This window comes from Azospirillum sp. UFLA03-27, assembly GCF_059803775.1.
On record NZ_JAUQTX010000278.1, the window covers coordinates 1 to 8,390 of the forward strand.

At 66.0% G+C, this 8,390-nt stretch carries 7 protein-coding genes and 1 pseudogene; 3 read left to right on the plus strand and 5 right to left on the minus strand.

Annotated elements, in window-relative coordinates; translation table 11 throughout:
- Positions 1-191 (plus strand): hypothetical protein (locus Q4I23_RS27790; RefSeq protein WP_498528353.1); only part of this gene is annotated, 191 nt, incomplete at its 5' end.
- Positions 192-554: 363 nt separating this feature from the next.
- A complete protein-coding gene (locus Q4I23_RS27795) occupies positions 555-1,901 on the plus strand; it encodes a peptidoglycan DD-metalloendopeptidase family protein (RefSeq protein WP_498528354.1) in 1,347 nt (448 codons plus the stop codon).
- A gap of 28 nt (positions 1,902-1,929) precedes the next feature.
- Here the strand turns inward: Q4I23_RS27795 and Q4I23_RS27800 are convergent, their stop codons facing one another.
- The 5 genes and pseudogenes from Q4I23_RS27800 to Q4I23_RS27820 all read right to left on the minus strand — a co-directional run bounded on the left by Q4I23_RS27800 (position 1,930) and on the right by Q4I23_RS27820 (position 7,253).
- Positions 1,930-2,103: a hypothetical protein gene (locus Q4I23_RS27800; RefSeq protein ID WP_237907537.1), complete on the minus strand. Its 174-nt coding sequence runs from the start codon at positions 2,101-2,103 to the stop codon at positions 1,930-1,932.
- 79 nt (positions 2,104-2,182) lie between these two features.
- Positions 2,183-3,169 (minus strand): lipid II:glycine glycyltransferase FemX, encoded by a 987-nt coding sequence (locus Q4I23_RS27805; RefSeq protein ID WP_498528355.1) that lies wholly within the window; start codon positions 3,167-3,169, stop codon positions 2,183-2,185.
- A 16-nt stretch (positions 3,170-3,185) separates the two neighbouring features.
- Entirely contained in the window at positions 3,186-4,046 is an 861-nt protein-coding gene (gene motA / locus Q4I23_RS27810; protein ID WP_035682389.1) for a flagellar motor stator protein MotA, read from the minus strand.
- Between the two features lie 280 nt (positions 4,047-4,326).
- Positions 4,327-6,159, minus strand: a pseudogene (locus Q4I23_RS27815) (phosphoenolpyruvate carboxykinase (GTP)); the annotation flags it as partial.
- Positions 6,160-6,485: 326 nt separating this feature from the next.
- The gene (locus tag Q4I23_RS27820) at positions 6,486-7,253 is read right to left on the minus strand and encodes a HugZ family pyridoxamine 5'-phosphate oxidase (protein WP_498528356.1); all 768 of its coding nucleotides are present in this window, start codon (positions 7,251-7,253) and stop codon (positions 6,486-6,488) included.
- A gap of 384 nt (positions 7,254-7,637) precedes the next feature.
- Here Q4I23_RS27820 and Q4I23_RS27825 point away from each other — a divergent pair, with 384 nt between their 5' ends.
- Complete coding sequence (locus Q4I23_RS27825; RefSeq protein ID WP_149167534.1) at positions 7,638-8,333, plus strand: response regulator transcription factor; 696 nt, start codon at positions 7,638-7,640, stop codon at positions 8,331-8,333.
- The last annotated feature ends 57 nt before the right edge of the window (positions 8,334-8,390 follow it).

Below are 8,390 nucleotides of genomic sequence, written 5' to 3' on the forward strand. Positions count from 1 at the left end.
GCATCCCTTCTCACAACACGGTATCAACGATTTCCAAGATCCCGCGGCTCCAGGAGAACCGCAATGCCCCGAGCCCAACCCCTTCAAGGAGTGGGCCGCCAGGGCCAAAACCGAAGAACCAGAAATTCGAAGACGAAACAAACAGCGCCGAGTGCTTGGCGCCGCTCTTGGATCGTCATCCGCTTTTTTGATCCGTCGCCGCCACGTTTGTCTGCGGCGCTGCGTCGGTGGAGCGGTTTATAAGCGCATCCCACCGACGGGCGCAAGCGCTTTTTGCATTTCCATGAAAAATTCTTCACAGAGCGACTTATCACCGAAGTCCAAGCTGGATTCAGTGTATGTCCGTCCCTCCCCTGACCCGACGCAGCGCCATGGCGAAGCGTACGGCTTGGGAGAACGGCTTCAGTGGGCCCAGCCGATTGACGCAGCCACCCCTATCGGGTTGACAGTGACAAAAATGGTGCGCATGGTCGCCGATAGAAAGTGGCAGCTCCTTGGGCGGACGAACAGCCCGCCGCCACAACGGTCCGAAACGTGTGAGGAAGCATAGGAGGATGACGGTGCGTTCGAGGCTCAGTGGCCTTCCCACGCTCGCCCTGGTTGCCGCTGGTCTGGCGGGGCTCCTCTCTTACACGGTCGCATCGCCCGCCTATGCGGCAGGCGGGCGCACGGCCCCGCCGGAGCGGGTTGCCAAGAACACTGCCAAAGAGACCAGCGACGATGACGAGCGGTCGCCGACCGCGAACCGCCATATCCTGTCCGTCGGGCGCGGTGACACTCTGATGGACATGCTGACCGGGGCCGACGTCCCGGCGGACGAGGCGACCAACGCCATTGCGGCGCTGCGCAAGGTTTATGACCCGCGCAAGCTGCAGGTTGGCCAGCAGGTCACCATCCTGTTCGAGCCACGCCGCGGCGGGACCAAACGATTCGTCGGGTTGGAGTTCCTGCCGGACGTGGTGCGCTCCGTCTCCGTGTCCCGCAAGGGTGACACCGACTTCACGTCGAGCGAATCGGAGAAGGCGGTTACCCGCCAGCCGGTCGCTGCGCAGACGGTGATCCGGTCGAGCCTGTTCGAAGCGGGCAACGCCGCCGGCGTGCCGGTGTCGGTGATGATGGCGCTGATCCGCGACTATTCCTATGACGTGGACTTCCAGCGAGACCTTCAGCCGGGCGACCAATTCGAGGTCCTTTATGAGCGGCTGGTCACCGCGGACGGCAAGAGCGCCGGCGAAGGCGACGTGCTCTACGCCGCGCTGGTGCTGAGCGGCAAGGAGTACCCGATCTACCGGCACAAGAGCCGAGACGGGCGGATCGACTATTACAACCGCGACGGCGAGAGCATCCGCCGCGCCCTGCTGCGCACACCGATCGACGGCGCGCGGATCACCTCGGGCTTCGGCATGCGCCACCACCCGATCCTGGGCTTCAGCAAGATGCACAAGGGCATGGATTTCGGCGCGCCGACCGGCACCCCGATCTACGCCGCGGGCGGCGGCGTGGTCGAAGAGGTCGGGCCGAACGGTGCCTACGGCAATTACATCCGCATCCGCCACAACACCCAGATCGCCACGGCCTACGCCCATCTGAGCCGGATCGCCAAGAGCACGCGCCGCGGCGCCCGCGTCGACCAGGGCGACGTCATCGGCTACGTCGGCACCACCGGACGATCCACCGGCCCGCACCTGCATTACGAGGTGCTGAAGAGCGGCCAACAGATCAACCCGAAGAGCATCGACCTGCCCACCGGCGACAAGTTGGAAGGCCGTGAGATGCAAGCCTTCGAGCAGACGGTGCGGTCGCTGGAAAAGACCTTCGAGCAAGCGCGCAGCGGCCTTCAACTCGCCCGCACTCCCGGGTCGCACGAGGACAAGGGGTGCACCAAGGCCACCACCTGCTGAAACCGTTCCAGCGCGTTCCTGCCGCTTTCTATTCCTGGTGAAGAAGGCGGCGGATGGCGCTGGCGAGGATCTGGACGCCCTTCTCCTCGTCGTCCGCCATCTTGCGGAGGCGGTCGCGCATGGCCTGAACCTGCGGCTTCATCTGGGCCGCCTTGGCGATGGCCAGTTGCGCCTCTTCCGGTTTCATATCGTTGTCGGCCATGGCGTGCTCCCTCCGCTTGCAATCAGGATGAGACAGTCGGCGCCGTGTTGCAACGGCCCTCGCTGATTCGAAGTCCGCATCAGCGAAACAGGCCGACGCTTTCAACCGCGTGGCCGCCAGTCCCCAGCTTGAATTCCGTCACGCCTGGCGCGCTGTCCGGGTTGATGCCGCCGAGGTCGAGCCAGCCCACGCCGCGCGCCTTGAGCGCCAGGGCCGCCCGCCACAGCACCAGCCGCATCGCGCCGCTCTTGCGCCCCGAGTCGCTCGACCAGCCGATCTGGTAGGTGGCCGAGCCGCCATGGATGTAGAAGAGCGCGCTCGCCGCCGGAGCAGCAGTCTTCGAACGATCCTCCAGGGCGGCGACCATCAACACCCCATCGCCCTTCCCTCCGCCCTTCAACAGCGCGTTGCGAATGCGCACGGCCAGTGCGCCGGTCATCGGGCGAAACTGCTTGGTCAGGGCCTGCTCATGCTCCTGCTTCATCAGCCAGGGCAGGTTCTTGGCCTCCCAGTCGAGGTCGATGACCAGACCGGCCTTCTCCGCCCCCTTCAGCCGCTGGCGCCAGTCGCGGGCCATCGCCGCGCGCAACTCCTCCTCGCTGCGGGACAGATCGAGCCAGACCGTGCGGTAGCCGGGGCCGAAGCGGCGGAAGCCACAACGGCGCAGCATCGCCTCGGCCTCCAGGCTGGTGGCCAGCTCGGGAAGCAGACTGGCCCGGTTCAGCGGGTTGTCGGGGCAGGCCCGGCGCAGCAGGCGGAAGACTGCCTCCTGGGTGTCCAGATCCGGCTCGACCCCGTCGAGCCACAGCGGGCCGCGGTGGATCTGGCGCTGATGGAACAGGCGAAGCATGCGCCGCTCCAGGAGCTGCACCATCCCGATGGGCGTGCCGTCCCGCTGGATCACGCCGAGCCGCGGCACGAAGCCATGGGTGCGCCCCATGGCGCCGGCATAGGCGAAGCACTGCGGCAGGGTGGAGCGGGGAACGCGGGCGAAGAGCGAGGCCCACTCCCCCACCGTTCCCTCGTTCCACAGGATGGTGACGGCGCCTTCGGACGAGGTTGGCATGAAGGATGATCCGGCGTCAGGCGGGCGGCAGGGCCGAGGTGGCCTCTTCCAACTGGGCGAAGCTCGGCCGGTATTCGGGCTCCAGCACGTTTCGCGAGTATTCGACGGAGATGGCCGGAGCGTAGCCGGACAAATGAGCGATCAGGCCGATCTTCATCGCCTGATAGTATTTCCCCTCGGCGTGGTAGATGTTCTTGAGGCCGCTGGCGATCGGCGCCAGGAAGCCGTAGGCGACGAGAATGCCGGTGAAGGTGCCGACCAGCGCGCCGCCGATCAGCTTGCCGAGGACCTCCGGCGGCTCGGTGATCGATCCCATGGTGTGGATCACGCCCAGCACCGCCGCGACAATGCCCAGCGCCGGCACGGCGTCGGCGACCGCCTGGATGGCGTCGGCGATCCGCTGGTGCTCGTGGTGCATGGTCTCGATGTCCTCGTCCATCAGGTCGACCAACTCGTGCGGGTTGTCGGCCCCGAGCGACATCAGGCGAAGATAGGTGCAGAGGAAGGATATGGCGTGGTGGTCGCCGTAGAATTTTGGAAATTGCTGGAAGAGTGGTGAGTCCTCGGGTTTCTCGATGTGCTGTTCGAGCGCAAGCAACCCCTTGGTCTTCGCGATCTTGAAGACCTGATACATCATGGTGAGAAGCTCGAGGAAATCATCCTTTTTGTATTTTGGCCCTTTGAAAAGGTGGCCGAGTTCCTTGCCGGTGTGGGTGACCACCGCTTTTGGATTGCCGATCAAGAACGCGCCGGCGGCGGAGCCCAGGATGATCATGAACTCGAAGGGCATCCACAGCACGCCCAGGTGGCCGCCGCCCAGGACGTAGCCCCCGAAGACGCTGAACACCACGACGCCGAAGCCGATCATCACGAACATGTCTTCCGTCCTCCAGCGTCATTTTCCGTGTCTTGACCGCTCCGCTCCGCGGAAAGCCGGCCAAGCGGGCGTGCTTGCGTTCCGCCGGCCCAGTGACGCAGCAATCCCTTGAGTTTTTGTAAATCTCCCGGCGTCGGACGCGATCCTAGCCGTGACAACGGATTGTGTCACGAAAGGAGTACCCGAAAAGGACCCTCGCCGCAGCCACATGCGCAAAAGAAAAGGGACCGCCCGCGGGCGGTCCCTCCTTACAGGCTCGGACGACCCGGTGCCGGTCCGATCAGCCGATCCGCCAAGTGTCCGGAGCCTCCTCCAGCCGCTTGAGAAGCGCCACGCGCTGCTGCTCGATCTCGTCTGGCAGATGGCTGCCGAAGCGGTTGAACAACTCCTCCTGATCCTTGGCCTCGGCCTCGGCTTCCTTCCGGTCGATGTCCATGATCTTCCGGAACTTGTCCTCGGCGAAGTCCAGACCGGCCCAGTTCAGGTCCTGGTAGCGCGGCATGTAGCCGAACGGGCTCTCCGCCGCATCCACCGCACGGCCGCGGACGCGGTCGACGATCCAACGCAGGACGCGCATGTTGTCGCCGAAGCCCGGCCAGACGAACTTGCCGTTCTCGTCCTTGCGGAACCAGTTGACGCGGTAGATGCGCGGCAGGTTCTCCACCTTGCCTTCCATCGCCAGCCAATGGTTCCAGTAGTCGGCCATGTTGTAGCCGCAGAAGGGCAGCATGGCGAAGGGGTCTCGGCGGATGGCAGCTTGGCCCACGGCGGCGGCGGTCGCCTCCGAGCCCATGGTCGCCGCCCAATAGACGCCCTCGCGCCAGTTGTAGGCCTCGAACACGAGCGGGAAGGTCTTGGACAGGCGACCGCCGAAGATGAAGGCGGAGATCGGCACGCCCGCCGGGTCTTCCCAAGCCGGATCGATCGACGGGCACTGCGCCGCCGGGGCGGTGAAGCGCGAGTTCGGGTGCGCCGCGGGGCGGCCCGACGCCGGGGTCCAGTCGTTGCCCTGCCAGTCGATGAGGTGGGCCGGCGCCTCGTCGGTCAGACCCTCCCACCACACGTCGCCGTCGTCGGTCAGCGCGACGTTGGTGAAGATGACGTTGGCGTTCAGGGTCTTCAGCGCGTTCGGGTTCGACTTGATGCTGGTACCGGGCGCGACGCCGAAGAAGCCGGCCTCCGGGTTGATGGCGCGCAGCGTGCCGTCCGGCTGCGGCTTCACCCAGGCGATGTCGTCACCGATGGTGCGGACCTTCCAGCCTTCGAACTCGGCCGGGGGAACCAGCATGGCGAAGTTGGTCTTGCCGCAGGCCGACGGGAAGGCGGCGGCGACGTAGGTCTTCTCGCCCTCCGGGCTTTCCACGCCGAGGATCAGCATGTGCTCGGCCAGCCAGCCCTGCTCACGGCCCATCGAGGAGGCGATGCGCAGCGCGAAGCACTTCTTGCCGAGCAGGGCGTTGCCGCCGTAGCCCGAGCCGAAGGAGACGATCGAGTGATCGGCCGGGAAGTGGACGATGTACTTGTGATCGGCGTTGCACGGCCACGCCACGTCCGGCTGGCCGGGCTCCAGCGGCGCGCCGATGGAGTGCAGGCAGGGCACGAAGTCGCCGTCGCCCAGGATGTCCAGCACCTTCTGACCCATGCGGGTCATCATGCGCATGTTCACCGCGACATAAGGGCTGTCGGAGATCTGCACGCCGATGTGGGCGATGTCCGAGCCCAGCGGCCCCATGCTGAAGGGCACCACATACATGGTGCGGCCCCGCATGCAGCCTTCGAACAGGCCGTCCAGCTTCGCCTTCATCTCCGCCGGGGCGACCCAGTTGTTGGTCGGGCCGGCATCCTCCTTGCGCTCGGAGCAGATGTAGGTCCGGTCCTCGACGCGGGCGACGTCGCCCGGATCGGAGCGGCAGAGGTAGGAGTTCGGGCGCTTGGCCTCGTTCAGCTTGATGAAGGTGCCCGATTCCACCATCTCGGCGCACAGGCGGTCGTATTCCTCCTGCGATCCGTCACACCAGTGCACCCGCTCGGGCTTGCACTTGTTCGCGATCTCCTCGACCCAAGCCAGGAGCTTCTTGTTCCGCGTGCGCGTTGTTCCGGTCATCCTTTGCCTCTCAACTCGTCTCCGGGTTCGCCGCCCCTTGGTATTCGGGGTCCGGTGCCCGGAGGTCCGGACGGCTGGCCTTTTCGGCCCTTATCGAAGCCGTCCTCGTTCGGTGGCGGTGTCGTTCCGCCGGCTCAAACCACCGCAGCCCGGCCCATGGGCCGGACGGCGGTCATCCCGACGCGCCCCCCGGGCGCGCCCGATGTCCTGATTGGCAAGAGAGGGGTGGCCCGAGGGCCACAAACCCAAAACGGCAACGGGTCGGTCCGTTATGGTCCACTGACGTTTTCTCCTGGTTGCGCTCTTTTTGCGCGCCGCTTGCCGCGGCGTCGTGGTTAGCCGTCACGATCGTCCGAATCCACTGAGCCGTCGGCCGCGCCGGGTGCGCTCCGGCGAGCCTGCCGGGCGAGGCTGGCGAGAGTGACCCTAGCGTCTTCGGGGTTTTCCACGCTGTGATCGAAATCAACCCGCGCCATTTCGCCGCTGCGCCGCAGATCGCAGCCGTCGGGGTCGATGCCCGTCATCACCCAGGGCTCGGCGCCGTCGGCGGACCGCCCGGCCAGAACCGTGGCGTACAGCCGCAAGGCGTCGGCGTGGTCGGCGTTCATATGGCTCAGGATGGCCTTCTCGGCCTCGGCCAGCGCCATGGGAACGGCGGGCAACATCAACTCGGCGCGGTCAAGCCACCGCACCCGGCCGAATCCGGCCACCAGATGGGCACGCTCCACCGACACGGCGTAAACGCTGAAATCGGCGAAGCCGGCGTAGAGCCCCGCACCGGGATGGCGCGCCAGGAACCGGGCCCGGTGGCGCGGCTCCTCCGAGCGCTCGGCCCGCCCGAGAACCGACAGCCTCGGCCCGGACAGCGGCTCCGCCAGCCCTGCAGTTCCGTCGAACAGCAGGCCGACGCGCGAATCCCGCGCGATGTTCTTCGTGTGGTCTGCAAGGGTGGAGAGAAGGAGAAGGGGCGTGCCGTTGAAGTCGAAGGCCACCTGGACCAGCGAGGGATAGGGCCAGCCGCCCCTGTCATTCTGTTGACCATCCTGCTGGTCGCCATCCCCGCGCAGGGCGGTGGACAGCGCCGCCAAGCCGGCACCACGCATCAGGCGCCTTGCGGCGCCTCCCGTTCGGCCGCCGACGTCCGATGACGCCGCGGCGCCCGGCCCCGTTGGGGTCGGACGGATGGGGGACTCGTCGGAACTCATGCCCTGAAACGAATGCGTTCTCCCGCGCAGCACCGTTTCCCCGGCGCCGCATTGGTGCCATATTGGCCCAGACAAATAGGTTGGGAAAAGCGAAAAGTTGGCTTTTCATGCCTTTGCGCCGCCTGCAGGTCGTCGTGGAGCATTGGGAAAGCCCGCATTTCGAAATAAGACGAAACCATTCTTCCGTAGTAAGCGACATCAACGGGCCGGCCATCCGCTTCAGTTGGCCGCCGGCACCGGCGGTTGCCGAAAACGGGGTGTGTGATTGGGAACGCGAACGACATGTCTCACACCGTAGCGTTGGTGGATGACGACCGGAACATCCTGACCTCCGTTGCCATGGCGCTGGAAGCGGAGGGGTTCGAGGTGCGCACCTACACCGACGGCGCCGAAGCGCTGCGCGGCCTGACCCAGCGCCCGCCGGACCTTGCCGTGCTGGACATTAAGATGCCGCGCATGGACGGGATGGAGCTGCTGCAGCGCCTGCGCCAGACCAGCCATCTGCCGGTCATCTTCCTGACCAGCAAGGACGACGAGGTCGACGAGTTGATGGGTCTGCGCATGGGCGCGGACGACTACATCAAGAAGCCCTTCTCGCAGCGCCTGCTGGTCGAGCGTATCCGCACCCTGCTGCGGCGCGAGGCGGCGACCCGTGACAAGACCGCGCCGGAACCCGGCGTTCTGCTGACCCGCGGCCCGCTGGTGATGGACGGCGCCCGCCATTCCTGCACCTGGAAGGGCCAGCCCATCGACCTGACGGTGACGGAATTCCTTCTGGTGAAGGCGCTGGCCCAGCGCCCCGGCCATGTGAAGAGCCGCGACCAGCTCATGGACGCCGCCTACGGCGAGAACGTCTATGTCGACGACCGCACCATCGACAGCCACATCAAGCGGCTCCGCAAGAAGTTCAAGGCCATTGATTCCGACTTTGCGCAGATCGAAACGCTCTATGGCGTCGGTTACCGATACAGGGAGTGAGGTCCGCGCGCCGGACCACGCCCCCTCCCCCCCCGTCACCCCCCGCACCGGGGTCTT

What these genes read in the sequence shown, in the direction of transcription:
- Q4I23_RS27795 (WP_498528354.1), top strand. Translation starts at nt 555, where the DNA reads ATGACGGTGCGTTCGAGGCTCAGTGGCCTTCCCACGCTCGCCCTGGTT.
- Q4I23_RS27820 (WP_498528356.1), bottom strand. Translation starts at nt 7,253, where the DNA reads ATGCGTGGTGCCGGCTTGGCGGCGCTGTCCACCGCCCTGCGCGGGGAT.
- Q4I23_RS27800 (WP_237907537.1), bottom strand. Translation starts at nt 2,103, where the DNA reads ATGGCCGACAACGATATGAAACCGGAAGAGGCGCAACTGGCCATCGCC.
- motA (WP_035682389.1), bottom strand. Translation starts at nt 4,046, where the DNA reads ATGTTCGTGATGATCGGCTTCGGCGTCGTGGTGTTCAGCGTCTTCGGG.
- Q4I23_RS27805 (WP_498528355.1), bottom strand. Translation starts at nt 3,169, where the DNA reads ATGCCAACCTCGTCCGAAGGCGCCGTCACCATCCTGTGGAACGAGGGA.
- Q4I23_RS27825 (WP_149167534.1), top strand. Translation starts at nt 7,638, where the DNA reads ATGTCTCACACCGTAGCGTTGGTGGATGACGACCGGAACATCCTGACC.